General features: G+C 55.3%; 29 protein-coding genes and 1 tRNA gene. 7 read left to right on the plus strand and 23 right to left on the minus strand.

The window, feature by feature from the left end; translation table 11 throughout:
- Positions 1–79 precede the first annotated feature (79 nt).
- Positions 80–289, plus strand: coding sequence for a hypothetical protein (locus KO538_RS06645; protein ID WP_219327832.1), 210 nt, complete (start codon positions 80–82; stop codon positions 287–289).
- Positions 290–638: 349 nt separating this feature from the next.
- Complete coding sequence (locus tag KO538_RS06650) at positions 639–1,043, plus strand: hypothetical protein (protein ID WP_176384216.1); 405 nt, start codon at positions 639–641, stop codon at positions 1,041–1,043.
- A 46-nt stretch (positions 1,044–1,089) separates the two neighbouring features.
- Here the strand turns inward: KO538_RS06650 and KO538_RS06655 are convergent, their stop codons facing one another.
- From KO538_RS06655 to KO538_RS06665, 3 genes are read right to left on the minus strand one after another with little or no spacing between them, the layout of a single operon-like run.
- Positions 1,090–2,652, minus strand: a complete 1,563-nt coding sequence (locus tag KO538_RS06655) for an IS66 family transposase (RefSeq protein ID WP_219327833.1) — start codon at positions 2,650–2,652, stop codon at positions 1,090–1,092.
- 29 nt (positions 2,653–2,681) lie between these two features.
- Positions 2,682–3,029 carry an IS66 family insertion sequence element accessory protein TnpB gene (tnpB, locus tag KO538_RS06660; protein ID WP_219327834.1) on the minus strand — a complete coding sequence of 116 codons (348 nt, stop codon included), beginning with the start codon at positions 3,027–3,029 and terminating at the stop codon, positions 2,682–2,684.
- The gene (locus KO538_RS06665) at positions 3,026–3,412 is read right to left on the minus strand and encodes a transposase (RefSeq protein WP_219327835.1); all 387 of its coding nucleotides are present in this window, start codon (positions 3,410–3,412) and stop codon (positions 3,026–3,028) included. The genes tnpB and KO538_RS06665 overlap by 4 nt, the downstream gene beginning before the upstream one ends.
- 101 nt (positions 3,413–3,513) lie before the next feature.
- Here KO538_RS06665 and KO538_RS06670 point away from each other — a divergent pair, with 101 nt between their 5' ends.
- A complete protein-coding gene (locus KO538_RS06670) occupies positions 3,514–3,813 on the plus strand; it encodes a DUF2726 domain-containing protein (RefSeq protein WP_219327836.1) in 300 nt (99 codons plus the stop codon).
- Between the two features lie 16 nt (positions 3,814–3,829).
- On the opposite strand, the gene KO538_RS06675 is transcribed toward KO538_RS06670, so the two are convergent.
- Positions 3,830–4,165, minus strand: coding sequence for an FKBP-type peptidyl-prolyl cis-trans isomerase (locus KO538_RS06675; RefSeq protein WP_219327837.1), 336 nt, complete (start codon positions 4,163–4,165; stop codon positions 3,830–3,832).
- A gap of 150 nt (positions 4,166–4,315) precedes the next feature.
- Here KO538_RS06675 and KO538_RS06680 point away from each other — a divergent pair, with 150 nt between their 5' ends.
- A complete protein-coding gene (locus KO538_RS06680) occupies positions 4,316–4,486 on the plus strand; it encodes a hypothetical protein (RefSeq protein WP_219327838.1) in 171 nt (56 codons plus the stop codon).
- 196 nt (positions 4,487–4,682) lie between these two features.
- On the opposite strand, the gene KO538_RS06685 is transcribed toward KO538_RS06680, so the two are convergent.
- The 12 genes from KO538_RS06685 to KO538_RS06740 form a co-directional block, all read right to left on the minus strand.
- Positions 4,683–5,639 (minus strand): DUF4435 domain-containing protein, encoded by a 957-nt coding sequence (locus tag KO538_RS06685; RefSeq protein WP_219327839.1) that lies wholly within the window; start codon positions 5,637–5,639, stop codon positions 4,683–4,685.
- Positions 5,632–7,176, minus strand: coding sequence for an AAA family ATPase (locus KO538_RS06690; protein WP_219327840.1), 1,545 nt, complete (start codon positions 7,174–7,176; stop codon positions 5,632–5,634). The genes KO538_RS06685 and KO538_RS06690 overlap by 8 nt, the downstream gene beginning before the upstream one ends.
- A gap of 90 nt (positions 7,177–7,266) precedes the next feature.
- Positions 7,267–8,109: a site-specific integrase gene (locus KO538_RS06695; RefSeq protein WP_257620207.1), complete on the minus strand. Its 843-nt coding sequence runs from the start codon at positions 8,107–8,109 to the stop codon at positions 7,267–7,269.
- 92 nt (positions 8,110–8,201) lie between these two features.
- Positions 8,202–9,104, minus strand: coding sequence for a hypothetical protein (locus tag KO538_RS06700; protein ID WP_219327841.1), 903 nt, complete (start codon positions 9,102–9,104; stop codon positions 8,202–8,204).
- 218 nt (positions 9,105–9,322) lie between these two features.
- Positions 9,323–9,592 carry a hypothetical protein gene (locus KO538_RS06705; RefSeq protein ID WP_139248417.1) on the minus strand — a complete coding sequence of 90 codons (270 nt, stop codon included), beginning with the start codon at positions 9,590–9,592 and terminating at the stop codon, positions 9,323–9,325.
- Positions 9,593–9,829: 237 nt separating this feature from the next.
- Entirely contained in the window at positions 9,830–11,152 is a 1,323-nt protein-coding gene (locus KO538_RS06710; protein WP_072455138.1) for a type II secretion system protein GspD, read from the minus strand.
- On the minus strand, positions 11,149–12,294 hold the full coding sequence (locus KO538_RS06715) for a zonular occludens toxin domain-containing protein (RefSeq protein ID WP_219327842.1): 1,146 nt from the start codon (positions 12,292–12,294) through the stop codon (positions 11,149–11,151). Before KO538_RS06715 ends, KO538_RS06710 begins: the two co-directional genes overlap by 4 nt.
- A gap of 9 nt (positions 12,295–12,303) precedes the next feature.
- Positions 12,304–12,639, minus strand: coding sequence for a hypothetical protein (locus tag KO538_RS06720; RefSeq protein ID WP_139248416.1), 336 nt, complete (start codon positions 12,637–12,639; stop codon positions 12,304–12,306).
- Positions 12,640–12,642: 3 nt separating this feature from the next.
- Positions 12,643–13,950, minus strand: coding sequence for a hypothetical protein (locus tag KO538_RS06725; RefSeq protein ID WP_219327843.1), 1,308 nt, complete (start codon positions 13,948–13,950; stop codon positions 12,643–12,645).
- Between the two features lie 55 nt (positions 13,951–14,005).
- Positions 14,006–14,221 (minus strand): major coat protein, encoded by a 216-nt coding sequence (locus tag KO538_RS06730; RefSeq protein ID WP_072455137.1) that lies wholly within the window; start codon positions 14,219–14,221, stop codon positions 14,006–14,008.
- Positions 14,222–14,494: 273 nt separating this feature from the next.
- On the minus strand, positions 14,495–14,707 hold the full coding sequence (locus KO538_RS06735) for a hypothetical protein (RefSeq protein WP_139248415.1): 213 nt from the start codon (positions 14,705–14,707) through the stop codon (positions 14,495–14,497).
- Between the two features lie 27 nt (positions 14,708–14,734).
- Complete coding sequence (locus KO538_RS06740) at positions 14,735–15,076, minus strand: hypothetical protein (RefSeq protein ID WP_254798541.1); 342 nt, start codon at positions 15,074–15,076, stop codon at positions 14,735–14,737.
- A 98-nt stretch (positions 15,077–15,174) separates the two neighbouring features.
- On the opposite strand from KO538_RS06740, the gene KO538_RS06745 reads away from it, so the two are divergent.
- Entirely contained in the window at positions 15,175–15,651 is a 477-nt protein-coding gene (locus KO538_RS06745; protein WP_219327844.1) for a DUF2726 domain-containing protein, read from the plus strand.
- 334 nt (positions 15,652–15,985) lie between these two features.
- Here KO538_RS06745 and KO538_RS06750 read toward each other — a convergent pair.
- From KO538_RS06750 to ybiB, 7 genes are all read right to left on the minus strand, one after another.
- A tRNA-Ile gene (locus KO538_RS06750) sits at positions 15,986–16,064 on the minus strand.
- 108 nt (positions 16,065–16,172) lie between these two features.
- Entirely contained in the window at positions 16,173–18,413 is a 2,241-nt protein-coding gene (gene rpoD, locus KO538_RS06755) for an RNA polymerase sigma factor RpoD (RefSeq protein ID WP_034746980.1), read from the minus strand.
- A 464-nt stretch (positions 18,414–18,877) separates the two neighbouring features.
- A complete protein-coding gene (dnaG, locus tag KO538_RS06760) occupies positions 18,878–20,674 on the minus strand; it encodes a DNA primase (RefSeq protein WP_034746977.1) in 1,797 nt (598 codons plus the stop codon).
- 129 nt (positions 20,675–20,803) lie between these two features.
- On the minus strand, positions 20,804–21,256 hold the full coding sequence (locus KO538_RS06765) for a GatB/YqeY domain-containing protein (RefSeq protein WP_034746974.1): 453 nt from the start codon (positions 21,254–21,256) through the stop codon (positions 20,804–20,806).
- Between the two features lie 190 nt (positions 21,257–21,446).
- The gene (rpsU, locus tag KO538_RS06770) at positions 21,447–21,659 is read right to left on the minus strand and encodes a 30S ribosomal protein S21 (protein ID WP_008451879.1); all 213 of its coding nucleotides are present in this window, start codon (positions 21,657–21,659) and stop codon (positions 21,447–21,449) included.
- Between the two features lie 183 nt (positions 21,660–21,842).
- Positions 21,843–23,057 (minus strand): NAD(P)/FAD-dependent oxidoreductase, encoded by a 1,215-nt coding sequence (locus KO538_RS06775; RefSeq protein ID WP_219327845.1) that lies wholly within the window; start codon positions 23,055–23,057, stop codon positions 21,843–21,845.
- Between the two features lie 56 nt (positions 23,058–23,113).
- Complete coding sequence (gene ybiB, locus KO538_RS06780; protein WP_219327846.1) at positions 23,114–24,106, minus strand: DNA-binding protein YbiB; 993 nt, start codon at positions 24,104–24,106, stop codon at positions 23,114–23,116.
- Positions 24,107–24,265: 159 nt separating this feature from the next.
- Between ybiB and KO538_RS06785 the strand changes: the two genes are divergently transcribed.
- Positions 24,266–24,943, plus strand: a complete 678-nt coding sequence (locus KO538_RS06785; protein ID WP_219327847.1) for a hypothetical protein — start codon at positions 24,266–24,268, stop codon at positions 24,941–24,943.
- A 142-nt stretch (positions 24,944–25,085) separates the two neighbouring features.
- The gene (locus KO538_RS06790) at positions 25,086–26,147 is read left to right on the plus strand and encodes a 3-deoxy-7-phosphoheptulonate synthase (protein WP_070254320.1); all 1,062 of its coding nucleotides are present in this window, start codon (positions 25,086–25,088) and stop codon (positions 26,145–26,147) included.
- Positions 26,148–26,199 lie beyond the last annotated feature (52 nt).

Here is a 26,199-nt window from a genome sequence, read left to right on the forward strand (position 1 = left end):
CCTGAAATACGCTGGCAGCGGCACGAAAACGCGCCGCTACTCGCGTACCATCAGGACTCGTCCATATTGGTGCCAGCTTATGCCTTCCTACACCGTCCTGCTCGCCATCGCGGCCTTGATCCTGTTCTTTGCCATGCTGGTCACGCGTCAGGCGGCCAAGTCCCGCAGGCCATTGAAGCTGCAAAGAAAGCCCGTCATGACGGCGCGCGAGCAGCAGATGTACCATCTGCTGCAGACGGCCTTGCCGGAATGCAGTAAGCGTCTTCCCAGCGCCGTCTGGACTGCCTGACCACCGTCATCCATGATCGAATTTTGGCACAACATTTGTGCCCACAAATTATGATTATGGACACAAATTTTCAACCGATCATTTCGACGAATACGCGCGGCCATTCTCGGCAGCACTCGTTGGAGTTCAAGCGCGCGTTGGTGGCGTTGTCGCTCGAACCGGGCGTCTTGGTCGCTGGCATCGCGCGAACACGGCGTTCAGCTGGCGCAGCCTCTATCAACAAGGACGCTTCGGCGTGCCTGCGTTGATGCGCGACGATGGCCTCTTGTTGGGTAAGCGTCTTCGCAGCACCGTCTCTACTGCTTGGGGCATAATTGGATATCGATTTCAAAATTCACGTTGAGGGAAAATGACAAAACCAGATCGATCTGATGATGATGATTTTTACGACCAGGGCTTTGATAGAAAAGGCTTCGTGTCGGTTTGGGCGGGCAAGATTGAACCACGGCTTGAATCTGAGATCGACGTATTGCAAGACCTTTGTGGCGTCGGATATTACCGACTCAGCGATCAAGAAGGGAACAATTTCGATTTTGAAGAGGTGCCGTTGCAAGCGTTGCTTAAGGACGTTTCCTACTCCAAATCATTTACGGACAATGTTCTACAGGCCGCCGAAAAAAAAGGGGTTTTCCAAGCGCGTTGGGTAGTTCTGCAGTACGATTTTCACTATGATCCTACAAAGGTTACGCGCCAGATTGCAGACGACCCAATATTTATTGGTGCATTTCCTTTTACGACCGAAGACGAAAAGTAAAACGGCTGTCGAAGTTGGCGCCACACCTTTGGAAAGCGCTGTGTTTTCAAGAAGCTGCCAACTGTTCGGCACAATGCCATGGCAGGAACTCGTCAACACGGTTGACGGGATGATCGGCGATGTGGGCTAGCACATGGCGTAACCAAGCCTCGGCGTCGACACCGTTCAGCTTGGCCGTCCCGATCAGCGAGTAGATGGCGGCAGCGCGTTCGCCGCCTGTGCCGGCGCCAGCAAACAGGTAGTTGCGGCGACCGATGGCCACCCCACGCAGAGCGCGTTCTGCGGCGGAGTTGTCGATCTCGATTTGGCCGTCATCGCAGTAGCGCGCCAGCGCGGGCCAAAGATTGAGTGCGTACAGGATTGCCGCCGACGTATCGGACTTGCGTGAGAGCTTCTCAAGCATGCCTCGGAACCATCGTTCCATGTCTTCGATCAGCGGCTTAGCCTTGGCTTGTCGTACCTGCTGTCGCTCGCTCGGTGGCTTGCCACGGATCTTCGCTTCGATCACGTACAGTTCGCCGATGCGGCGTAAGGCTTCGGTCGTCAGTTCGGAAGGTCTGGCTTCGTGCAAGTCGTAGAATTTTCGCCGCGCGTGCGCCCAGCAGGCTGCTTCCTGGATCGTACCATCCTCGTAAAGCGCGTTGAAGCCGGCGTAGGCATCGGCTTGCAGCACGCCTTCGAATTTGGCCAAGTGATTCTGCGGATGGATGCCCTTGCGGTCGGGCGTGTAGGCAAACCAGACCGCTGGCGGTGTCGTATCGCCGGCTGGCCGGTCGTCGCGCACGTAGGTCCATAGACGCGCGGTTTTGATTTTACCGTTACCGGGCGCCAGCACCGGGATCGGGGTATCGTCGGCGTGCAGCTTCGATGCCGCCAGCACATGGCGCCGCACGGCGTCGACCAACGGACGCAGCAATGCGCTGGCCGCGCCGACCCAACTCGCCAGCAACGCACGATCCAAGTCAACGCCTTCGCGGGCGTAAATGACGGACTGGCGATACAGCGGAAGATGATCGGCGAACTTGGCCACCAGGATGTGCGCGAGCAGGCCGGGGCCGGCTATGCCGCGCTCGATTGGACGGCTTGGCGCCGGCGCCTGGACGATGGCGTCGCAGCAGGCGCACGCCAGTTTGGGGCGCACATGACGGATCACGCGGAAGCTGGCCGGCACGAACTCCAGTTGCTCGGCCACGTCCTCGCCCAGCGGCCGCAGGCCGCCACCGCAGGCCGGGCAAGCATCGGCGGGCGCATAGACCTTCTCGTCTCGTGGCAAATGATCGGGCAAAGGACGGCGCACCGACTTCTTGCGCGGTGCCTGGTCGGCCGCCGGCATCTCGCGCGCCGTCTCGGCCTCGTCGGCCTGCAGGTCTTCCAGTTGCAACTCCAGCTGCTCGATTTGATGATCCAGTTTTTCCGACTTGCGGCCGAACTGCATGCGCCGCAATTTGGCGATCTGCAGCTTGAGGTGCTCGATCTCGACGGCGCGCGTGTTCAGTTGTTCGGCCATGCAGGCCAGTTGCTCGTCCCGCTCTTGCAGCAGACGCTCGCTGGCCAACAGCAATGCCTTCAAGGCATCGATATCGTTGGGAAGGTCGGCTGGGCTGAGCATGCGCCAAGTTTACGCGAGGCTTATGACGTTTACAAGGCCGACGTCGGCTTCCAGGTGCGTTCCGGCCGTCGCCAATCTATGCCTTCGAGCAGCATCGACAGCTGCGCTTGCGTCAGCGCCACAGAACCGTTGGTCGCTTGCGGCCAGATGAAGCGGCCCCGCTCAAGCCGTTTGGCCAGTAGACACAGGCCATCGCCGCTCCACCACAGTAATTTGATGAGGTCGCCGCGCCGGCCTCGGAATACAAACACATGGCCGCTGAATGGATCTTCCTTCAGCGCCGTCTGTACTTTCGCCGCCAGGCCATTGAAGCCGGAACGCATGTCGGTGCTTCCGGCGGCAAGCCAAACCTTTGTACCAGCGGGCAGACCGATCATCGCAGCACCCGATCTAACACCTGCGCCAATATGGTCGCATTGGGCTGGCCTTCGATCCGCACGCGGACCTCGCCCAACTCAAGCACGATAACGCCGTCGGCATCGGAGCTGGTGTTGCTTGGTGCAGGCGCTGTTGGCGCCAGCACCACCGGCAACAGGCCATCATCTCGTACCGACGCAGGTACGCCAAGGCGTCCTTGTTGATATAGTCGGCGCCAGCTAAAGACCTGATTGGCATTCACGCAGTGCTCACGCGCGATGCGCGCGACCGAGGCGCCAGGCTCCAGCGACAGCGCCACCAAGGCACGCTTGAACTCCAATGGATGCTGACGATAGTGACCACGTGCATTCGTGGAAATGATCGGTTGAAAATTTGTGTCCATAATCCAAAATTGTGGGCACAAATACCGTGCCAAAATTCGATCATGGATGACGCTGGTCAGGCAGTCCAGACGGTGCTAGGAAGACGCTTACGGAATGCACGGTGCTGGCCCAAGTGGCGTTTTCCGCGCTGGTGACGGCAAAAGGATGGGCAAACAGAAACCGTTTCGACCGCAAGGTGGCCGATTTTGTGCTGTGCAGCCAGCAACTGCACGTCATCGCCGTGATCGAGCTCGATGACCGCAGCCATGCAGGCCGAGAACGCCAGGACAGGGAGCGCGACGCCATGCTCAGGCTAGCCGGCTATGTGACCTTGCGCTATGCAAACTTTCCCACCCAGCAGGCGCTGCGCGCCGACATCGAGCAACTGCTGCTGAAAAAAGCCGGCGTCGTATCTGCCTGATGACACCATCCAGGCATCAATCGCGCGTCAGCACTTCCAGCAATTCAATCTCGAAGATCAAATTGGAATGCGGCGGAATCAACCCCACCTGCCGCTCGCCATACGCCAGCGCCGCCGGCACCCACAGCTTGCGCTTGCCGCCGACCTGCATGCCGTTCAGTCCCAGAATCCAGCCTTGGATGACCTTGTTATTGCTCAACACACAGCGAAAAGGCTCGCCCCGCTTGTGCGACGAGTCAAACTCCGTCCCATCTTCCAGCCAGCCCCGGTAATGCGCAGTCACCAGCGCGCCGCGCGCCGCCGCCTTGCCATCACCCACCACGATATCGTCAATCCTCACTTCAGCCGTCATCTCGTTTCATCCTTCATCAATCGCTATGCCGCGATTGTACGACAGCACGAAAAAAGCCCCGGCAGTCACCTGTCGGGGCTCGTTCTATTCTTGCTAAATTCTGGTGGGCCTCCCGTGAGTCGAACACGGCACCAACGGATTATGAGACCCATGCGTCATCAAGCAAATCGAAAATTTCCACAAAAAATATCATTTCACCAACAAATCGAGCTGACTATTTCGTGGCAACAACTAGACGCCACCGAACGGGTCCCTGCTCTGGACTATGTTGGTGATGATTTTGCGGAGGTAACGGATGAGAAAAAGTTGATACTTCATTAACTCCACAGCCTTCGCAACGGTAGATACCACTGTAAGGAGTAGCAGTCCCAGGAGCATAAAACTGATCGAATGCAGAATGATCAGAATTGATCAGAAAACTCTGATATTTAAAAATAGCCATGAATTTTCACTATAAGGTAAGCCAAGGCCGCGACAACACAATGTTGTCACAGAGACACCGAAACTTGTATAAAAGCTATGCCGCCTCTCTTTCGCATCGAGTCAAAAATTCACCCAACCCGCATGGAGGTAGAGACTTCGCAGCCAAACTATCGAGCGTAGGCGAAGCCGCCCGCGCCTCAGAGAAGTTCATTATGCCAGAAAAATGGTCAGATTCTTCAGCGTTCCGCTCAAAGCAAACGCGCTGGAGCCACCTCATCAAGAAGATGTAAGCAAATTTACCTCTATACCGTTGAGTTGGAGTCAAAGCTTCAAACTCTTCGCGGTAACCCTCCAACTCCTCATCTGTCAGCGGTCGCACTGCTCCGATTGCACTAAACACTGATACATCACAACGCGTTACCTCATCGATTCTTACCTCTACTAGCCGATTGACACTCCCTGTTGGAGTCGCATCAATTCCAATCCTTCTAACAGCAAACAGGTAATGATTATGTTCCTTAGTCACATTCAAAAATTGAGAATAAGCTTTAGAAAACAAATCCACTATAGAACGACGTATTTTTGGTTCAGAATGACAATGTACTTCATGCTTAAGAACTTCATCGACGACACTTTCGCACACAAGATAATTTTCAATCGAATACTGATCCGTCATAAAAATTCTATCTGTCGCTTCGGAGCCCTGCAAGTCATCAAAATCTCTATCAACAAAAAAATACACTTGCTTATCTAGGCCATTTAGATCGCGTTCAAGTATTCCCTTCAACTGCAGAACAAAAAATTTTCCGTTACAAAGAAAATGCTCATAAATCAACCCTGGAGAAAGCTTCCTAATCCAATGCGAATACACTGTCTTATCATCATTCCCTTCAAACGCAAACACAAAACCATCAGGAAGATGTGAACGAAGAGTTACGAATCTTGCCTTCAAAACAGCAGGCTCACCTTTAGAATCTTTCATTCTCTTCAGGTATGCGTCATTCTGATCTTGTAAAATCAAATCCTTTTCCTGCTCTACATCACTACTCATAAGATTCCTCCGCCTCAGAAGGACCTATATCAGAGGACACAACATTATCTATTTTCGTATAGAGAGCACGAGCATAAGGCTCCAAATCATTGTCAAAAATAAAAGGAGAATGAGTTATAGCAATAACTTGAGCACAATTAGGGGCATTAATTACATCAGGCAAAATTCTTTTTTGCCAATCAATAGAAAGCGACAATTCAGGTTCATCTATAAGTATAATTTTTTTTCCGGAATAAAGATAAAGCCGAGCAAATAACGAAATCATCTGCTTCTCCCCCGACGATAAAGCATCTAAATTTATCGGCTTTTTTGTAATCATACTTTTAACACTGACGCTCAAATTTTGGCGATCAAGCGTCAATACTTTTCCATCCTCGACAAAACTAGGACTGCTTCCCTCCCCCTCAGGAAGACGTGTACTCTCATCCTCTGAGGATAAATAATTATTACAATTCCGAATAAACTCCTCAACAACACGCTCAATGTCTTTTGTAGTCTCAATTACGTTATGCAACTTACTTAAATAATAAGTCAAAAACTTATTTGATTCAGTTGGTATATCATTCACTCCACCATATATTTTATCAATATCTGGCACCATTACATGATCAACAACAGGATATACACCTCGCGTATCCGACAATCTGGAAAAGAACAAATTTAATGCTTCTTTTGTTGGCCTTCTTTGCACAACGGCATCATCTTTATCAAATACGCCATTTATTAATTCATTTATAATATTTGCGCTAGCTTCTCTATAACCCTGATTTGACTTGGAAAGTATTTCTTGATTGAGAGAAAATAACTTATCCGAAATATCAGATATACCAAACTGAATATCAGAACCAAATATACTACGCCCAGAAATACCTAAGCGAGAATTAACGCTTTTCTTTCTACCACTACGAGTAGTGGCATCACTTCCTTCCTTATTTAACGGCAACTCAATACGCCTATAAGTCGGGAGATAAACAACCTCAATGCCTTTTAACACAGCACCTATAACATCACTAATTTTATCAATATTAGCATTTCTACCTCTGAGAGACTCAATAGCCCTATCACAGACTCTCACTGCTTCCCTCATGCTATAACCAATTCCTCTCAAAACCTTATCAAAAACTGGATTTTCGTTTAATTCGCCACGCTTACGCAAATGAATATACTCATTATCTAAAAAGTCAACGAATGCAGAAGGGTCAATACTAAATCTACTAGAGGACTTAAAAATTTCCGCATTACCGGAAAATTGAGACATTGAGGCAATATCAGAAGCAAGTAAAATCAACTCTTCCTCATGATCCTTCAACTTACAAACAATTCTATCGAAAGCTAAATCTTGGAGACGAGAAAATTGTCGGGTTAAAAATGAATCTAAGACACCCAGCAGTGTAGTTTTTCCCGATCCGTTTTTTGCAATTAGAACCGTCGCAGCATATTTTGAGAAAAGACTTATTGTTCTATAACCATAAAGTCCTTCTATTGTGAATTTCTCAACAATTGATGGGGCTGCACTTGACACTATTTCCTCATTCATAATTTAATTCTCATATAAAAACAGCACAACTCCAAATTGACATAAAATGCATTCAATCGACTATATTGCATTGCTAAATGATTCAATACACTAAAAATCATTATCTAAAATTAATGAAGGGAGATTGCAAGAGTAAACAGAAAGATGTTCGGCAGAAAAATGTGCGTACCGCCTAACCATTTGCGGACTTTCCCAGCCGCCAAGTTCCTGCAAGACATTCAAAGGTGTGCCATTTTGAACATGCCAACTTGCCCAAGTATGCCGAAGATCATGCCACCGAAAGTCAGCGATATCCGCACTCTTTAATGCATTTTTCCAAGCTGAATTATTAATTCGCGCAATAGAATCCCCTTTTAAAGCAAATACGAATCTCGGATTCCTTCCAACCCGCAAAGCCAAAACTCGCATGGCGTCAGCATTAAGAGGAACTGGAATTGCCCTACGACTCTTTGATTGATCAGGATGTACCCAAGCAAGACCCCGCAACAAATCCACTTGCTCCCATTGCAGACCGGTCACGTTGGATTTTCGCAATCCAGTAGCAAGTGAAAATGCCGCCATCTCAGCTAAGTGTGCAGGTAATTCCTCAAGCAGCCTTTGCGCTTGATCATATGTAAGATAACGGACCCGCCGCGTTGGCTCTCTCAACAAACGCACTCTTGGTACCGAAAAAGACCATTCCCACTCAAGCACCGCACGTCTCAATATAGATCGCAAAAGTGCGAGCATTCTGTTGACTGTACCATTTGCAACACCACTTTGCACTTTTTTCAACGTAAGTGCATCTACGACTGTGCGGTTTATGTGATGCAAAGGCATGCCAGACAAATGGGGCTCCAGCCATTTCAGAATGCATAAATCCGAGTGAAATGACGCCTTATCAGCCTTCTCCAACACCCAACGCCCAACTGCATCATCCCAAGTTTTATACATGACACCATCCACCGGAAAAACCAACTGCGACGACTCCGAAACTCCCATAGCCAGGCGACTCCAAATGTTGCATTGAATAAACTATACAACATTCAAAACGGACACTCATGCACATCATTGGGTAGGCCCGGAGCGGTCGCAAGGTAGACGACGCCAAGGCCGTTGTTACACCAAGTCTGCAAACCATCCATACAATGCCCCTCAATCGCACGAAAAGCGGCCTGTGCGGCACCAAGCATTGACGTGCAGCCCAACAAACGCCATGAGTGGACTTCCGGCACCACAATGCCCTTAGAGCGGAAGTAGCGCTTCTGATCGAGCGCCCTGCACTGCATTTCTTTGCCGCAGTACTTGGCAATGTAGCTGGCGATCTTGTGCGCACCAGTAACGCCAAAGCCGAAGCGATGCGGATCACGGACATTGACCTGCCCCATCTGTTCACCGTTCGGCCCACGGCCCAAGACGCTTTGCCAGATCGAGCGCAGGAGCGCGTACATTTGTCGACCTGCGACCGCCACATGGAAGTGCAGCGCGCCGCGCTCTTGCTCCTCGATGACGGCGACATAGTGAAATTGCTTGTGCTTGCCGAGCTTGCGGCAGAATGCTTTCCAGTGCTTGAGTGCTGTCTCACGATCCACCATATTTTCTCGATACGTCAGCGTGACCATGCGATCAGCGCCGATCTGTTTGCAGCAGTGTTTTACGTTCTTCTTCGCACGGCGGCCAGCATCATCATCGTTTGCCTCGCGGTTCTCGGACTCGCCACGCTTGGCCTTCGTTTTGAGCAGCCTAGCCGGGCCTACAAAGTGCCGTTCCTTAGTTACTGTCACCTCACACTGCCCATCCGGAAAAACGCGCTTACGGGCCGTATAGTTGTCATTCCACGTGTTCTTGATCCCATCATCGTCCCACCACTCCGGGCGATGTTGCGCAGATGGCTCTATAGGCGAGAAATCAATTGACGCTAAAGCGTTTTCATAATCTAATTCGGTCATTCGGTAGTCCTGTAACGGCAGGTTTATCGAAGGCCCCGGGCATTTAGTAGATGCCTGGGGCTTTTTTTTGTCCATCAAAAACTGGTCTGAAATCCTGTACTGTCCATGCCCGTAACTGCGATTTCTACTGCTGTGTTCTTAAGTGTCCCTAATACAAGTTTAGCGGCGCTTCGCGCCGCCACCCGCGCTGCGCGCAGATAGCGGCACCAAGCTTTCCGCTACCGTTTGCGCAGCAATTGCTGACGCAATAATTTCTCTATCACCTGATCCGGCGTAATGTCCTTGAAGCGGATATACGCCTTCAATCCTTCCAGCACCTGCGCATCTACATGTACCGTCAAAAATGCCTTGCCATCGTCACGCAAGCGATCCCTACGCTCTTTTTGCCGCTGTGCACTGGTCTTTGCCGCACCAGTTGCCGGACGCCCCCTGCCGCGTTTAATCGGGCCGAGCAGATCAATCATCTTGTCATCCTCAAGCTGTTTCATGTGCATACTTTCAAAACGGTTTTTCAGAGTGGGCCGTACTGGCCAACGTGCAGCGACACGGTACTGAGCGAGGCAACGGACTACCCGCTAAAACTTTGAAAACGTGTCGCTCCTCGCTCCGATGCGCACAGGCCATCTGGCGCCATTACTTCAAAATCAACCGCCGACTTCGATATGCCCTCAAAGATTTTGCCCTTCGGGCCGCTTGTGCAGCCATCCCGGAATTAATGTGACAAGTCACCGTTTTTCTGACGTACGCGGAACCTGCGCGCTCAAGATCAGCACCAGATCGGTATGCAGCTTCGTCCCTGATCGAGCAGCCCACGAAGATGGCAGAAACGAAAAGCCAGAGGAGCTATCCACGGTTTGCGCATCGTTCAGACCACCGATCAACAGCACCTCACCGTCGTTCACGGTCACGGCTGTTTTGACCTGGCGTTTGATCAACGTGGGCGATCCCGTCACGCCGCTGGCCGTTGGCTTAAAACTGGAAATTTGTCCATCGATGGCGAGATTGATTTTTCCGCTACCGAGTATCTTGGGCAGCACGTCGACAATGACGCCGGAAGGCCGATAGACGATGTTCTGCACGCTGTTGCCGGAATTGTCTTTACCAGTGCTGGCAATCGTCGGCGTTTCATCGCCCACCGTCAGCACCATCTTTTGATAGTCGTCACCCACGATCCGGCTGTTCGATACCTGTTTGAAACGGCCATCGGTATTGAGCGCATCGATCACCAGCTGAAAATTTGTTCCGCGTAAGCTGATCGCAGACGCCGAATTGACGCTCCCCAACGATGCACCGAACTTAGCGCCTAGCACACTGGCCATGATGGAAATGCCGCGGCCCGAGCTGGCGTTATCCGTGACCTCGACCCACGACGCCGACACATCAACCATACGCGGCAACTGATCGAGCGCACCGAGCAAGATGCGCATCTTGTTTAACTCCGACACGCTGCCGGTCAGCACAATTTGATTGCCAGCCGCAACTGCACTACGGGGGCCAAATGCAGCAGCTACAACCTGCACCAAAAAATCAGCCGAACGGCCAGCCGGCGCGTATACCTCGGACTCATCATCACGGCGCCGGCCGGAGGTATTACCTGCGCCACCACTGGCATACCCACCGTCAAAATATCCCTCGTCTGGTTTAAGCCTGTTCAGCGGCGCAAACAAGGCTGCAGCAGACGACGACACGCTTTGTGTAGTGACCTCAGGTGGAGGCGACACGACCGGAGCTTGCGCAAAGCGTGAAGACTGCGCAGCACGCAGGTAGTACACACCGTCGCGCAACTCAGACGAGATACCCTGATCAGCAAGTACGCCTTCAATAAAAACAGGCAATTGCTGGGGCGTCAGCGACCGCACAGAAACCGAAATTTTGCGATCCAACGCCAGCGCATCCGGCGCAATCACAAAATCGCGCTCGAGAAGATTTTTGTACGTCGCCTGCGCAAATGCCACCAGCGGAGCAGAGGACAAATTGATGGCGATGGGCTGGTTATTTGCCATCGCCAAGCAAGGCGAAAGCAACAGGAACAAGAGCCATTTTTTCATGCGACACCTCGCACCCACAAGTCCGGCTCAATCTGCGCTATCCAGCCGCCATCCACGAAGCGGAAGCGCAACGCCTGTATCACGCGCCCGTCAGACAAACTGACAATATATTTATGCCCCTGATTCATGTAGCCGACGCCTGTAATCGTCTTCGAATAAACAAATTCCTCATTTTTCTGCACAACCTCATGTGCAAAAAATGAGCCGCCGAAGTGGTATCCAAAAACACCGAGGGCAGCGCCCAACAGCAGCGAACAGAATAGAAATTTAGACATATGTTTGTGTGGTGGCTTAGGAGGAAGCGCCCTGCGGCGCAACAGTGACAAGGCAGCAGGCGTAGCCTGCAATGGCCCGATGAAATCGGGAGGAACACCCGCCACGGCAGATAGGTGCCATGCCGACAGCAAGGAATGCGTGCCATGGGGATAGCTATCAGAAAAGACTTGCGTGGTGTTATAGGCATTGTTCAAATCATCGCCACGGAAATACCAACGATCCGCCACCAGCCCGTCAGGAGAGGCACCCAAACGCACGACACCGATATGCAAGCGGGGCATGCTGCCTGACGATGCGCCAGCCGTCATTAACGCAATGGCAGGGCTCAGAAGCGGCACTTTCATACGATCAAGACGATTCAGCCGCACGACATACTCTAGAAGCGATTCGCGCAACTGCTTATCGACCTGACTGATGTTCTGCATGATGAAAAAAATGTCCCAGCCATACTTCCGCGCATGGATGGCCCATTCCAGCATTTCCGCCCTGCCCTTGTCCTGAAAATTGCGCGTATTGAGCCAGGAACCGCACTCATCGAGAATGAGCGCGCCATTGTGGTGTTCATCAAATCCCGGCAACAACTTTGGCGATGGCGCAATGGCCGTGATACCAGCGCGGCCATACTGCAAAATTGGCTCAAACTGGATGAACCTGTTTCCGCTACCGACCATGTACAGATCGACCGCTGACGGCTTGTCTGGCACACGTATGACCACGCTTTTATCCGTCGATGGCATCAAGTGCTCAAGGAAGACGTCACAATTCGTCGCCACCCTCTTACCTTCACGTAGGTAACGCCTGATCTGGTCAATTGCCGCCTTACCCTTGCCGCTACCGAGCTTGCCTGTGATTGCGTAAACAGCCATATCAACCGCCTATTTAACAACAATGTTCAGGCTTTTTTTCTGAAACACGTAAATCTGGCAGCAAAGCCATACCGTGACGTAACAAGAAGCAGCCGCCATAGTTGTAGAGTTAAAAGCAATGCCAAGACCAACGGCAAAACTTGGATGCGAATTAGAAATACCGGCAATACCCTGCGCGCACACACCGCGAGCGCATGATCCCATTGCAGTTATAACCACAGCGAAGAACCCCAACATAACCAGCACTGCGGATAGACGAAAAGCCTTTTCAAGCACCATAAATCTACCAAAGAAACTAATCAAAAAAGTGACAATGGATACAAGTAAATTTCCGAGGAGTGGCATGATTTAAGCCTTAGAAGCAGATGCAACTTGTTGAACGGAGCCAATCACGGCGAAGAAACAAATAACACCAGAAATAAATTTTGCAAATATTTCGACATACGTACAGATATTTACTTGATATGCCGCCCCAGTTATAGGGTTAGATACAGTTGGATTTGAACAAGTAGCCGTATTGATCTGCGGAAACCAATCGCCATACATTAATTTCTCTTGCACAAGTGAGCCTATTTGATCCAGTCCACTTTTATTTGCCGACTTAATCTCATCAAGCCATACATCACCCGGCTTTGTATCTAGAGTGGGAGTGCCAGATTCATCGATACGGCATGGGGATTGACCAGGAGCGCCGCAAGGCTGCTTGACAGACCCCGTATCGGTACCTGTTCCTGTTCCTGTTCCTGTTCCTGTTCCTGTGCCGGTACCGGTGCCTGTTCCGGTGCCTGTTCCGGTGCCGGTGCCGGTGCCGGTGCCGGTGCCGGTGCCTGTTCCGGTGCCTGTTCCGGTGCCTGTTCCGGTGCCGGTTCCTGTGCCGGTGCCGGTGCCGGTGCCGGTTCCTGTGCCGGTGCCGGTGCCGGTGCCTGTGCCGGTGCCTGTGCCGGTGCCTGTGCCTGTGCCTGTTCCGGTGCCGGTGCCGGTGCCCGTTCCCGGATTATTGGGATCAGGAGTCTCCGTGCCAGTACCGCTACCATCGCCCGGCCCTACCGAACCATTAAATGGCGGCACATCGGTAGGATCAGCCCAAATTGAGCATTTTTGGCTTGTTTCTTCCATGGCCAAGTTGCAGCTAACCAATGCCAAATTGGGAGAAACAGTACGAGAATCATTGCAAGCGGAAACCGACGTAGTACGAGCTACACAGCCCTCAATGCAAACTTTATAATTTTTCGCATCGCCATCCGACATAATTGCTTGTTTCAGTACAGGCGGAGTAATTTGCCAATAACCTGTTGCAACCTTATAAGACCCAAGCGCATCACCGTCATTGCATTTGAATCTTTCGCATCGCTGGCCGATCGGCTTATCTAAATTGGTATTAAAACGCTTTAAATCACACTCTTCATACGGATGGCCAATTTGGGCAGCATTACCAGTTGAAAACCTGACGGTGTAATTGCCGCCACTATCCGGACCATCACAACTAACTAATTTCGAAGGATCTGAATACGTTTTTTTTACAGCCTCCAAAAAACCAGCACAATCTGGCGAAGATACGACATACCGCGTAGACCCATTGGTAAAAATAATTGTTCCGGCATATGAAGGAGCCATAACGACGAGCAGCATCACAAGAAAACTTAAAATGACAGGCATTGCGGCCTCCTCAAAAAAAAAGGCGACCGAAGTCGCCCGTACCACAGAGCCGGACTTAGCCAGCCTTCGAGAATGCCTTTTTCATCATCTTGATACCCCAGAAACCACCGGCGACCAAGACGGCAACCGCGAACGCTGCCGAGATGTAGGTAGTGGCCGTGGCGGACAATGCAGTGATCGCGGCAACACCTTGATCGTCAGCAGCCGACGCACCAGCCGAAACAGCCACAGCACCTACCAGAGCCAAACCACGCAGAATATTTTTGTTCATGTTCAAGTCCTTAAAATTTGGCCTACGAGTACGATTGACGACGGCCACGCGCCAAAAGAGAGCTAATCCAAAATTTCGATAGAGCGCCGGATAATTCGCTGTATCGAGCCAGCGGCATACCCAATACCAAACGCACCCAAGGCATAGCCAACGACAGCGGCGATAGTCATTATTTGTGCTCCAAAAAACGGGCAATAACGTACTTGGCCAGATACACGCCGCAGACAAACAGGCCAGCCAAAAACAGAACGGGCCAGAGATTTTTAAGCAGCATCATCGTTGCGCCCCCGCTATCCAGCCGAGGACAAAAATAACGACCAAAATCACCGGCAAAAACATATCCTGTAACTCCTGTTGAGCAGCCTGCGCCTCAGCGTATTCACGACCGGTTTGCATGACCCAAGTGCAAGCATTGGGATCATTACGAAAAGGAACAGGAATGTACGGAGAAAGTCCCGGCGTACGAGGCGTCGTGGTGACGGACATTCCTTCAACGCAGACAGGCATAGAAAATTACGCGGAAGTTTGTTGAGCAGGATTCGCCTTAGCGGCAGGGGCCACGACAGCAGATTTTGCTTGCGATGCGGCGGAAGTTGGAGTGATGGAAAAGACCTGCGCACCGACACGCTTGTCTTGCGAGATCGATACTTCAAATTCGACCTCATACATGCCCGGCTGAGTGTCTTTGAAGCGCTCCGGCAAGACCAGTTCACCGATTAACGGCTCGATGACGCCGGTATCGCGGTTTGGCTTGTGAACGATGCATTGCGCCATGCGCATATCGTAGTCATTGCCGGTTTTTTTCGAACGGCCAGCCACTTGGGTGACATGCAAAATTTGGATAGTGTTTTTCATTTTCTTCTCTCTTTAGTAGATTTGCCCGCTAGAGCAATGGAGCACGGCTGTGCTATGGTTTTAACAACTTCACCAACAATGAAACTACCTAAAAACCTATGAGCCAACTTCAATTTTTCGTCGTCGCTATGGCGATCATTTTTATCGTCACCAGCCTCGTAAATGAAAAACGCAAGAAGCCAACGGGGCCATTAACACTGAAGCGAAAACAGCTACTGACAAACCGCGAACAGCAAATGTTTTCCGTGCTGTCTTCGGCCCTCCCTGAATGCATCGTGCTTGCTCAGGTCTCGTTTTCCGCGCTTGTGACTGCCGAAGGCTGGCAATCCCGAAATCGCTTCAACCGAAAAGTGGCCGACTTCGTTTTATGCAGCAAACAAATGAACGTCATCGCAGTGATCGAGCTAGATGACCGCAGCCACATTGGCCGAGAGCATCACGACCGTGAGCGAGACGCCATGCTCAAACAGGCCGGATACACCACCATTCGATATCCGAGCATTCCAACAACAGAACAGATACGACGTGATATCGAAGACCAGCTAATGGCAATGCATAACGCTCGATATGGTTGACGGCAGACGCATCTGTGCTATCGTTAACTTCGTCCAATCGGACAAATTAAAATGTCCGTTCGGACTAACTAAGTGCGATATTAATGTCCATTTGGACTAATTGCAAATGAGAAAATACTATGGAATATCAGGAATTGATAGCAAGAGCGTTGCAAGGTAGAAAAGTGCTGCCTGTAGCGAAGGCGTGGGGCGTGCCTCAGAAGACACTGGATCGCTATGTGAATGGAGAGAGAGTGCCCGACTTCCATACGACTATAAAAATCATTGAAGAGTCGGGCGTCCCTGCAGACGAGGTAGTGCGGATCATAGCTGCCCATGAGCAGCTACGTAAAAATGGTGGGCCTCCCGTGAGTCGAACACGGCACCAACGGATTATGAGTCCGCTGCTCTAACCAAGCATGAGCTAGAGGCCCGGGGACTGCGGTGTGGCGGCGCTGTTGATGCCCGCCTCGCGCGGCCGTTTTGGAAACGGACACGCGAGGATAGGGGTATCAGGGGCGCACGTCAAGCCCTATTGGCTTCTAGTTGCCTTCCAAGAAGCTTTTCAGCTTGTCGGAGCGCGACGGGTGGCGCAGCTTGCGCAGCGCCTTGGCTTCGATCTGGCGGATGCGCTCGCGCGTCACGTCAAATTGCTTGCCCACTTCTTCCAGCGTGTGGTCGGTGGACATCTCGATGCCGAAACGCATGCGCAGCACTTTGGCTTCGCGTGGCGTCAGGGAGTCGAGCACATCCTTGACCACGCCCCGCATGGACGCATGCAGGGCCGCGTCCGCCGGCGCCAGGGTGTTGTTGTCCTCGATGAAGTCGCCCAGGTGCGAATCGTCGTCGTCGCCGATCGGCGTTTCCATCGAGATCGGTTCCTTGGCGATTTTCATGATCTTGCGGATCTTGTCCTCGGGCATTTCCATCTTGATCGCCAGGGTGGCCGGATCGGGTTCCGCGCCCGTTTCCTGCAGGATCTGGCGGGAAATCCGGTTCATCTTGTTGATCGTCTCGATCATGTGCACGGGAATACGGATCGTGCGCGCCTGGTCGGCGATCGAGCGCGTGATGGCCTGGCGAATCCACCAGGTCGCATACGTGGAGAACTTGTAGCCGCGGCGGTACTCGAACTTGTCGACGGCCTTCATCAGGCCGATATTGCCTTCCTGGATCAGGTCGAGGAATTGCAGGCCGCGGTTCGTGTATTTCTTGGCGATCGAAATCACCAGGCGCAAGTTGGCCTCCGTCATTTCGCGCTTGGCCTTGCGCGCCTTCATTTCACCGGCCGCCATCTGGCGGTTGATGTTGCGCAAGTCCGGCAGCGGCAAGACGACCCTCGCCTGCAGGTCGATCAGGCGCTGCTGCAGTTCCTTGACGGTCGGAATGTTGCGGCCCAGGATGGCGCTGTACGCGTGTCCTGCGTTGACTTCGCCATCGACCCAGTCGAGATTGGTTTCATTGCCCGGGAAAACCTTGATGAAGTGGGCGCGCGGCATGCCGCAGCGGTTCACGGCCACGTCGAGGATCTGTTTCTCGATATGGCGCACTTCGTCAACCTGGCCGCGCAGGGTGTCGCAGAGCTTTTCCACGACCTTGGCCGTGAAGCGGATGCCCAGCAACTCTTGCGAAATGGCTTCCTGCGCCTTGGCGTACGGTTTCGAGTTGTAGCCTTCTTTTTCGAAGGCGCGGCGCATCTTGTCGAACTGCTGTGAAATGATGGCGAATTTTTCCAGCGCCGTGCGTTTCAGGGTTTCCAGCTGCTCGGCCGAGAAACCGGCGGCGCCCGAAGCGCTCGCTTCTTCTTCCTCTTCTTCTTCCTCTTCTTCCGCTTCGCCTTCTTCCTCGTCTTCTTCGACGGGCGCGGCCACGACAGGGGCGGCGGCGACCGGTTCGTTTTCATCGACGAGGCCGTCGACGATTTCGTCGATCTTGATCTCTTCGTTGGCGATGCGGTCGGCGGCGGCGATGATCTCGGCGATCGTCACGGGGCAGGCGGAAATGGCCTGGATCATGTCTTTCAAGCCATCTTCGATGCGCTTGGCAATCTCGATCTCGCCTTCGCGCGTCAGCAGCTCGACCGAGCCCATCTCACGCATATACATGCGCACGGGGTCGGTGGTGCGGCCGAAGTCGGAGTCGACGGTCGACAATGCGGCCTCGGCTGCCGCTTCCGCCTCGTCGTCGCTGGTGACGACGGCAACGTTATCGGACAACAACAACGTTTCCGCATCGGGCGCGTGCTCGTAGACGGCGATGCCCATGTCATTGAAGGTACCGATGATGCCTTCGATGGCTTCCGGATCGACGATGTTTTCAGGCAAGTGATCGTTGATTTCCGCGTAGGTCAGGAAACCGCGTTCCTTGCCGAACTTGATCAGGGTCTTGAGTTTCTGGCGCCGGCGCTCAAGTTCTTCCTCGCTCGCTTCCGTATCGGACGAGAACGCATCTTTCAGCAGCGCGCGCTCTTTCGCCTTGCGGTCCTTGGCCTTGGCCTTGTCGACGGCCTTCAGTTCGGCCCGCTCGACGGCGTTCAGGGCGGCGACTTCATCATTTTCTGGCTGGAATTCTTTAGGCTTGCGGCCGCGGCGGCCTGGCACTTTTACCGACGGCAAGACATAACCGGACGTATCGATCGCGGCCAGGGTGGCGGCGTCGGTGGTCTGGCTGACCACAGGCGCGCTGGTGACGCGCGCTTCTGGCCGGTCGAGCGCCTTTTCGGCTTTCGTGGTAACTTTAGTGGGCTTTGCAGCCGCTTTGGATTCGGGTTTCTTGATTGGCACAGGCGCTTTCGATTACACAACGACTTGCTTTACGGTGGATTAGGATAAAGTTTGCTGCCAGTTCCCTGTCTACCTGCGGGAACCACCATCTTCGAACCTGCCGACTACGCAAATTCGACACTGTTACGTTACTTACACCTCATCGGCCACGATCCGCGGGAAGCGCAGCAATTCCTGTCCACCGGCTGTTGCCAGCCGCCTCGGCAAAAATTCCTGCATCGACCGCGTTGGGAGCGAGAGCCTGGCGCGGCTTGCCAGCGTCTGCGAGCCTTGCCCGCAACGCCGAAAGCGCCTGTTGGCCCTGGCTGCCGACACGATCCACCGCGCCGATCAAGAGCCTAACTTACTGAAAACAAATACTATTTACGAAACAGAACTAGCTTGCCAAAGCACACAATACTTAGCATTTAATTATAGCACGCGAAAAATGTTTTTCCAGTGCGCGCCATACCCTCAGAGCAAGGTTAGCGATTCACCAACTCGGCATCGCGCTCACGTTCCAGCGCCCCCTGCTCCTGCATGATTTCGCGGTAGCGTACACCAATTTTCTCCGATGGCAAACCCGACGCAAACAATTGCTGCAATTCCGCCTTCAATGCATTCAATTTGATCTCGCGGATGGTGCTCACCAGCCACGACAATTCGCTGTCGTAATCGGATTCCGTGCCGGCCGCGATCTCGCCGATGATCTCGTCGTATTCGCTGCCCAGCTCCTTCAACTGCTGCGCCAGCGCGGCAAAACTGCCGTGCTCGCCCAACGCCTGGCCCACGGCCACCAGCTGCCCCAGGCTGTGCGCCGCATCGGGCCCCAAGTGCTGGAAGGCGGCCAGGGCGGCCTCGTCGATGCGCATCGTCAGCGGCGGATGCGCCACCAGCATGCGCATGATCTTCAATTCCAGCCCGACAGGCACGGGACGTCCCGATTTCGGCGGCGCCCGGTGCGCCACGGCAACAGGCTTGGCCAGCTCGAACAGGGCTTCGATCTCGGCCGGCGTGGACTGCGTCAGCTGCGCCAGGCCGCGCACGATCTGCAGGCGCAGCGACGACGGCGCCATCAGCTGCAGCAGCGGCTTGGCGTCGAACTGCACGCGGGCGCGCCCTTCAGGTTCCGACAGATCATGCTCGCCCGACACTTCTTTCAGCAAAAATTGCGACAGCGGCATGGCTTCGTGCACTTGCTGTTCAAACCCCTCGGCGCCGAATTCGCGGATATAACTGTCCGGATCGTGTTCCGAGGGCAGGAACAGGAATTTGATCGTTTTATTGTCCGACACGTGGGCCAGACTCGCTTCCAGCGCGCGGCGGGCGGCGCGGCGGCCGGCCTTGTCGCCGTCGAAGCTGAAAATCACGTTATCGGTCTGGCGCAGCAGTTTTTGCACGTGGGTCGGCGTGCACGCCGTGCCCAGGGTCGCCACCGCCTGCGGGAAACCCATCTGCGCCAGCGCCACCACGTCCATATAACCCTCCGTCACCAGCACGTAGCCGGCGTCGCGGATAGCCTGGCGCGCCTCGAACAGACCATATAGTTCGAAACCCTTGGAAAACAAGGGGGTTTCCGGCGAGTTCAGGTATTTCGGTTCGCCATGGTCGAGCACGCGGCCGCCAAAGGCGATCACTTGCCCTTTGGTATTGCGGATCGGGAACATGATGCGTTCGCGGAAACGGTCATAGCGCTTGCGGTTGTTGCCTTCTTCATCGACCTTGTCGATCACGAGGCCGGCCTCGGCCAGGGCCACCACGTCGTATTCAGGGAAGACGGAGCGCAGATTGTCCCAGCCGCCGGGCGCAAAACCCATGCCGAAGCGAGCGGCCACTTCGCCCGTCAAGCCCCGGTTCTTCAGGTAGGCGATGGCTTCGGGCGCATGGCGCAATTGCCCGCGGTAATAATCGCACGCCTGCGTCATGGCGTCGGACAAGGCCAGGCTCTGCGCCTGGATCTGCGCGCGCTGGGCTGGCGGAATCTTGTCGTCCGCTTCCGGCACGACCATGCCCACGTTCTGCGCCAGGTCCTTGACGGCGTCGACAAAGCCCATGCCCGAGTACTCGATCAGGAAGCCGATCGAGGTGCCATGCGCGCCACAGCCGAAGCAGTGATAGAACTGCTTGGTGGGGCTGACGGTAAAGCTGGGCGACTTTTCACTGTGGAACGGGCACAAGCCCATGAAATTGGCGCCACCTTTTTTCAGTTGCACATAGCGCCCCACGACATCGACGATATCGACGCGGTTGAGCAAATCGGAAATGAAGGATTGAGGTATCACTGGCTAGGGCGGGTCTTGTTATAGGTCAGACTATACTACCGCACGTGGCCTGAGGTTGAGCCAGGTCAACGTGTGGGCTGTTAACAGGCTGCCAGCGCGACGGCTGGCAGCCCTTGCTACTATTGTTGCTTACGCTGCCGGCGTCAAGGCTTTCTTGACCAGAGCGGACACCACCGTCATGTCGGCGCGGCCAGCCAGCTTCGGCTTGACGATGGCCATGACCTTGCCCATGTCTTGCGGACCGGCGGCGCCAGAGGCGGCCACGGCGGCAGCCACTTCGGCCGCCACTTCTTCGTCCGACAGGCCGGCAGGCATGTAACCCGTCAGGTGTACCAGCTCGGCTTTTTCGATGTCGGCCAGGTCGGCGCGGCCACCGGCTTCGAACTGGGTGATCGAATCCTTGCGCTGCTTGATCATCTTTTCCACGATGGCCGTCACGTGGGCATCCGTCAGTTCGATGCGCTCGTCGACTTCCTTGCGCTTGATTTCCGCCAGCAACAGGCGAATCGTGCCCAGCTTGCCCGCTTCCTTGGCACGCATGGCGTTTTTCATGTCTTCGGTAATTTGTTCTTTCAAGCTCATGGCAATCCTCGTTGGTCAGTAGGTGGGTGCTCGTGCGCGGCTACCATCAGCGGGCCACAAAAGCGAAAACCCGCTGCGGCGAACCGGAGCGGGTATGCGACTCATCTGAAGTATCACTCCAGGCGAATCAAAACAAAACCCGTGGCGAACAATGCGCCGAACTACCCGGGTTGGTTCTGACTGAACAGTCTTAGAATAATTTTTTCGGCAGTTGTTGGCTGCGGATGCGTTTGTAATGACGCTTGACAGCAGCTGCCAGCTTGCGCTTGCGCTCAGCTGTTGGCTTTTCGTAGAATTCGCGAGCGCGCAATTCGGTCAGCAGACCCGTTTTTTCGATGGTGCGTTTGAAGCGACGCATTGCGACTTCGAACGGCTCGTTTTCTTTAAGGCGAATAGTGGTCATGTAAAATTCAAACCGTTGAGGTGGTGTATAGGAAGAGATAGATAGTAGCAGCTTTTATTCGGAAAGGGAAGCCCCTCCCCCACTTGCGTGCGGCATGCAGCCTGCTATCGCTGCCGGAATGTGGCGTAAACCACGCACCGGGGTGGGCGCACCGGGCGCCAGAACCCCATCTTACAGAGTAGCTTACTGCAAGGCAATACCTGCCGCCACGCCCGAAGCCCAGGCCCACTGGAAGTTGTAGCCGCCCAGCCAGCCCGTCACGTCGACCGACTCGCCGATGAAATACAGGCCCGGCACCTTATTGGCCATCATGGTCTGCTGCGACAACTCGCGCGTATCGATGCCGCCGCGCGTCACTTCGGCCTTGCGGTAGCCTTCGGAACCGTTCGGCACGATGGACCAGGCATTGATGGCCAGCCCCAGCTTGCGCAGCTGCGCATCGGGCATGTCGGCGATGCGCGCATCCGGCGCTAGGCCGTTGACGGCCAGCAAACAGTCGGCCAGGCGCTGCGGCAGCCATTGGGCGACGATATTGCCCAGTTGCTTCTTCAAAGTACCCTTGCCTTCGATCAAGGTCTGCGCCACGTCCACTTCCGGCAGCAGGTTGATGACGATGGGCTCGCCTGGCAGCCAGTAGCTGGAAATCTGCAGAATTGCCGGACCCGACAGGCCACGGTGCGTGAACAGCAAGTCTTCGCGGAAACGCGCGCCCGTCGCCTTGCGGCCTTTCAGGCTACCCGTTTCCACGTCCACTTCCAAGGCGATACCGGACAATTCCGCGAACGGCGCCCAGCTGGCTGCATCGAACGTCAGCGGCACGAGGGCCGGACGCGGCTCGACCATCGTCAAGTCGAATTGTTTGGCGATGCGGTAGGCAAAATCCGTGGCACCGATCTTCGGGATCGACAGGCCGCCCGTGGCGATGACGATGCTGGCCGTCTCGATGTCGCCGCTATCGGTCTGCAGCACGAAGCCGCCATCCGCTTGCTGGACAACATTGTCGATCTTGCACGGCATGCGCCAGTGCACGCCGCCAGCGGCGCACTCGTCCTTGAGCATGTCGATGATCTGCTCGGCCGATTCATTGCAAAACAGCTGGCCCTTGTGCTTCTCGTGGTAGCCGATCCGGTATTTTTTCACGAGCGCGAGGAAATCCTGCGGCGTGTAGCGCGACAGCGCGCTCTTGCAGAAATGCGGGTTTTCCGAGAGGAAGTTCTGCGGGGTGGCGTTGATATTGGTGAAATTACACCGTCCACCACCGGAGATGCGGATCTTTTCGGCCAGCTTGGCCGCGTGATCGATCAACACCACGCGCTTGCCCTGCTGGGCGGCCATAGCCGCACACATCATGCCGGCCGCGCCCGCGCCGATCACTGCCACATCAAATTGTTTTGCCATAAGAATTCCGGTCACCGCTGATTACAAAGACGCCATTGTAAACTGCGGCGACGCGGCTAGCGCGGCCGTGCCGCAATCTGTCGCGATGCCGTCAAGCATTGCGCCACCTGCTCGGCGATCGACGGCGGCACGGGCACCTCGCCGCGCAGCACGGCCGCGATCCAGGACGCCGTGGTGGCCGCATCGCGCTCGGCCGGCAAATGCGGCAACTCTTCCACGAGCAACTGCTTTTCCACCAGCACCGTGCGTTCCACGCCATGGAACCAGTCGATCTGCTGCGCCTTGTTGGCGTTGGCCACCGTCTCGCCCTCCGTGCCACGCATGAGGAAAGCGTCGCCGCGCGCGGGATCAGAGGCGGTGAGGAAATATTCGCCGAGCATTTCCAGATATTCCGGATGCGTGTACGACACCAGACGCAGGGCAGGACAGGCGAACGGCTGCATGATTTTCACCAGGGTATGCGTGGAATTGCGCACGCCCAGCACGCGCCGCAGCGACAGCATCCAGGCCAGGCGCGGCGCCAGGGCCTCGATGGACAGGAAGGCGGCCTCCCCGCGCGCCATGGCGGCCTCGGCTTGCGCGTGGTCCGTGGAAGCGGGCACGCCCAGCGCGGCCAGCACTTCGGCCGTCGTGATGCGGCCCGGGTCGCTGGTCACGCCATGCACGAGCACGGGTGCGCCCGCGCGCGCCAGCAGCAGCGCCAGCAAGGCCGTCAGGTTGGCCATCTTGCGCGCGCCGTTGTAGCTGGGAATGATGATCGGGGCAAATTCACCGGCCGGTGCGGCCAGCGGGGCAAATGAGGCTTCGGCAGCGTCGAGAAAGCCGGCGATCTCGTCCACAGACTCGCCCTTGATGCGCATCGATAACAAAATCCCGCCCAGCTCCAGGTCCGACACGCGGCCCTCGAGCATGGCGCGGTACAGGGCGCAGGCGTCGTCACGCGTCATGCTGCGCGCGCCGTTCTTGCCGCGTCCTATTTCCTTGATGAAACGTGCTGCGGGGAATGGCTCACCGGCCACATCGGTATGGGGTATGGAAACAGTCGTCATGGCGCCAGCTTACACGGATTTTTCCCCTTGCAGACGGGCACGCAGGCGGCTTAGGCGACTATGCAACAGTCTTTCAAGCTCTTTTTTGAATGAATCCGCATCGCGGCTGCATCCAAACGCGCCACCGCTGCGTATAAGACTGCACAGGGGGGACTCATCATGGAACACGCGATCAAACGGGAAACGGCCTTCGTCGGCATCGAAACGAGCAAGCTGCTGCTGAAAGCCGTGCTGCTCTCGGGTAACGAAGTGCTGTGCAAAGTGCTTGAAAACGACGTGGCCGGCTACCGCTGGCTGCGCAGCTGGCTGCAAAGGAACGACGTGCCCGTCATCGGCTTGCGCGTCTGCATGCGCCTCGATATGCCGTACAGCGAGGCGCCAGCCCGCATGCTGGCCGACATGGGCATGGTGGTTTGCGATGCCCAGCCCGCGCAACTGAACGACTATCTGCGCGACCAGGGCTTGCCCGATGACGCGGCGCACAGCGCCGTGGTGCTGGCCAACTACTGTGCGCACAGGCGCCTCGCGCGCTGGACGCCGCCCTCGCCCGCCTACGTGGAATTGCGCCTGTGGCTGCGCCGCCTGCACGCCATCGAAGGCGTGCGCCAGCAGGAATCGGCGCGCCTGAATGTGCATCTGCAGGCTGGCCAGCATGCGCTGCACGCCTTGCTGCGCCAGCAGATCGCCTGCCTCGACGCGCAGATACGCCAGCACGAAAGCGCCATCCTCGAGCATGTGAAGCGCCATCCCGGCCTGCCCCGGCCGCCCGAGCTGGCCGGCAACTACCAGCGCATCGCCCGCTACAGCGTTGGCGCCAGCCTGGCCGGCGGCCATTGAACGCACAGGGCCGGCAGCGTGCCGGCCCTGCCATAAAAACAACTGAACCATTGCCGTTTTGGCCCCATCCCCGCCGCCAGGCCGCATTTCCGCTACACTATTGCCTCTTAAAGAACGCAATCGCGAAAGCCGAGCCAGAATCATGAATACGCCAGACATCGAAAATATCAACGTCACCTCTTTCGCGCCCATGCCGACACCGGCCGAACTGCACGCCAAGCTGCCCCTGTCGGAGAGCGCCTTCGACACCGTCAGCCGCGGCCGCGAAGCGCTGCGCAACATCATCGACCGCAAGGACCAGCGCCTGTTCGTCGTCGTCGGCCCATGCTCGATCCACGACCCCGTCGCCGGCCTCGATTACGCGCGCCGCCTGAAAGCGCTGCAAGAGGAAGTCAAGGACACGATGCTGCTGGTGATGCGCGTGTATTTCGAAAAACCGCGTACCACCACGGGCTGGAAAGGCTATATCAACGACCCGTACATGGACGATTCGTTCAAGGTCAACGAAGGCATGGAAAAGGCGCGCCAGTTCCTGCTCGACGTGTGCGAACTGGGCCTGCCCACCGCCACCGAGGCGCTGGACCCGATCTCGCCGCAATACCTGGGCGACCTGATCGCCTGGACCGCCATCGGCGCGCGCACGACGGAATCGCAGACGCACCGCGAAATGTCGTCGGGCCTGTCGACGCCAGTCGGCTTCAAGAACGGCACCGATGGCGACATCAGCATTGCGGTGAACGCGATTTTGTCGTCGGCGCATCCGCACTCCTTCCTGGGCATCAATGGCGAAGGCAACGTCGCCATCGTGCGCACGCGCGGCAACGCGTACGGCCACGTCGTGCTGCGCGGCGGCGACGGCCGTCCGAACTACGATTCGGTGTCGATCGCCATCGCCGAACAGGCGCTGGCCAAGGCCAAGCTGCCGGCCAACCTGGTGGTCGACTGCTCGCACGCGAACAGCTACAAGAAGCCGGAACTGCAACCGCTGGTGATGGCCGACGTGGTCAACCAGATCCGCCAGGGCAACCGCTCGCTGGTGGGCGTGATGATCGAATCGAACATCGTTGGCGGCAACCAGAAGATCCCGCAAGACCTGTCGCAACTGACCTACGGCTGCTCCGTCACCGACGGCTGCATCGACTGGGACACGACGGCGACCATGCTGCGCGATGCGCATGCGCATCTCGTCAATCGCCCGGCGTAAAATATTACGGCCAACAATGTTGTCGGATTACGGCCCTGTGGGTCTAATCCGA

The sequence above is a fragment of the Janthinobacterium sp. NKUCC08_JDC genome, from assembly GCF_019345575.1.
Lineage (GTDB): Bacteria > Pseudomonadota > Gammaproteobacteria > Burkholderiales > Burkholderiaceae_D > Janthinobacterium > Janthinobacterium aestuarii.